Source organism: Streptomyces sp. MMG1121 (assembly GCF_001280015.1).
GTDB lineage: Bacteria > Actinomycetota > Actinomycetes > Streptomycetales > Streptomycetaceae > Streptomyces.
On record NZ_LGDV01000032.1, the window covers coordinates 1 to 2,311 of the forward strand.

Below are 2,311 nucleotides of genomic sequence, written 5' to 3' on the forward strand. Positions count from 1 at the left end.
GCGCATCGCGATCGTCTCCAACGTCACGGGTGCGGTGGCCTCGGCGGACGAACTGGGCGGCGCCGACTACTGGGTGCGCCATGTCCGTCAGGCGGTCCGTTTCCACGACGGGATGCGGTGGCTGGAGTCCGAAGGCGTCACCACCTTCCTCGAACTCGGACCGGACGCCGTACTGTCCGCCATGGGACAGGACTGCGTCGCCGGCGGAGCCGGCGTCGCCTTCGGGGCGACGCTGCGGCGCGACCGCCCGGAGCCGGAAGCACTGCTGACCGCCCTCGGGCTGCTGCACGTACGCGGTGTAGCCGTCGACTGGCAGGAGCTGTTCGCGGGTTACGGTGCGCACCGGGTCCGACTGCCCAACTACGCCTTCCAACGCAGGCGTTACTGGCTGGGCGAGCCGATGGGGTCGGGGGACGAGGCGATCGCCACCGAGTCGGCCCCGCTGGCCCGACGGCTGGCCGGGCAGGCCACCGAGGAGCAGGAGCGCATCCTCCTCGACACGGTCCGCTCGCATGCCGCGGCCGTGCTCGGGCACGCCGCCCGCGAAGAGATCGACCCCGACCTGCCGTTCAAGGACCTGGGCTTCACCTCTCTGAGCGCGGTGGAGCTGCGGAACGTATTGAACGAGGTCACCGCGCTCTCGTTGCCGACCAGCCTGCTCTTCGACCACCCCAGCCCGGCGGCGCTCGCCAGGCACTTGCGGGCCGAACTCCTCGGAACGCCAGCCGAGTCGGACATGGACGATCGGGCCACCGATTCCACGGGAGACGAACCCATTGCGATCGTCGCGATGGGCTGCCGGTACCCCGGTGGTGCGGACACGCCGGAGCGGCTGTGGCGGCTGGTCGCCGACGGGGTGGACGCGATCAGTGAGCTGCCGTCCGACCGCGGCTGGCAGCTCGAGACGCTGTACGACCCCGACCCGGACAGCACCCGGCAGGGTACGTCGTATGTGCGCGAGGGCGGTTTCCTGCCCCGGCTCGGTGACTTCGACGCGGAGTTCTTCGGGATCAGCCCGCGCGAGGCGCTGGCGATGGACCCGCAGCAACGCCTGCTGCTGGAGACGTCGTGGGAGGTGTTCGAGCGGGCCGGGATCGATCCGGCCACGCTGCGCGGGAGCCGTACCGGCGTCTTCGTCGGCGCCACGGCCCAGGAGTACGGTCCGCGCCTGCACGAGTCCACCGAAGGCACCGGCGGGTACATGCTGACCGGCACCACCGCCAGCGTCGCATCCGGCCGGGTGGCTTACACCTTCGGCTTGGAGGGGCCGGCGCTGACGGTGGACACCGCGTGTTCGTCCTCGCTGGTGGCCATCCATCTGGCGAGCCGGGCACTTCTGCGGGGGGAGTGCACGCTGGCGTTGGCCGGTGGTGTCACCGCGATGTCGACGCCGGGCATGTTCGTGGAGTTCAGCAGGCAGCGGGGGCTGGCGCCGGACGGCAGGTGCAAGCCGTTCGCGGCGGCGGCCGACGGCACGGCCTGGGCCGAAGGCGCCGGCATGCTGCTGCTGGCACGGCTTTCGGACGCCGAGCGGCTCGGCTACCCCGTGCTCGCTGTGCTGCGGGGCAGTGAGGTGAACCAGGATGGCGCGAGCAATGGCCTGGCGGCGCCGAACGGCCCCTCGCAGCAGCGCGTGATCCGCCAGACGCTGGCCAACGCCGGGCTGAGTCCGGACGAGGTCGATGCGGTGGAGGCGCATGGTACGGGTACGGCGCTGGGTGATCCGATCGAGGCGCAGGCGCTGTTGGCGACGTACGGCGGCCGTTGTGGCTGGGTTCGTTGAAGTCGAACATCGGGCATGCGCAGGCGGCTGCGGGTGTCGCCGGTGTGATCAAGATGGTGATGGCGATGCGGCACGGGGTGTTGCCGAAGACGCTGCATGTGGATGAGCCGACCGCCCAGGTGGACTGGTCGGCGGGTGCGGTGTCGCTCCTGACGGAGGCGGTGGACTGGCCGGAGACGGAGGGCCGGCCGAGGCGGGCCGCCGTGTCGTCGTTCGGGATCAGCGGTACCAACGCGCACGCGATCTTGGAGCAGGGGCCGGTGGCCGGGGACGAGCCGCCGGTGCCGGGCGGGGAGACGCCCTTGGTTCCGTGGGTGTTGTCGGCGAAGAGTGCGGAGGCGTTGCGGGGGCAGGCGGGGCGTTTGTTGTCGTTGATGGAGGGGCGGCCTGGGGTGAGGCCGGTGGATGTCGCGTTGTCGTTGGTGTCGACGCGTGCGGTTTTTCCTCATCGTGCTGTGGTGGTGGGTGGTGGTGTGGATGTGCTGAGTTCTGGGTTGGTGGCTTTGGCTGATGGTGTGCCGGCTTCGG

At 70.7% G+C, this 2,311-nt stretch carries 1 pseudogene; it reads left to right on the plus strand.

From position 1 onward, the window contains the following. Window positions 1-112: 112 nt before the first annotated feature. Window positions 113-2,311, plus strand: a pseudogene (locus ADK64_RS04955) (beta-ketoacyl synthase N-terminal-like domain-containing protein); the annotation flags it as partial.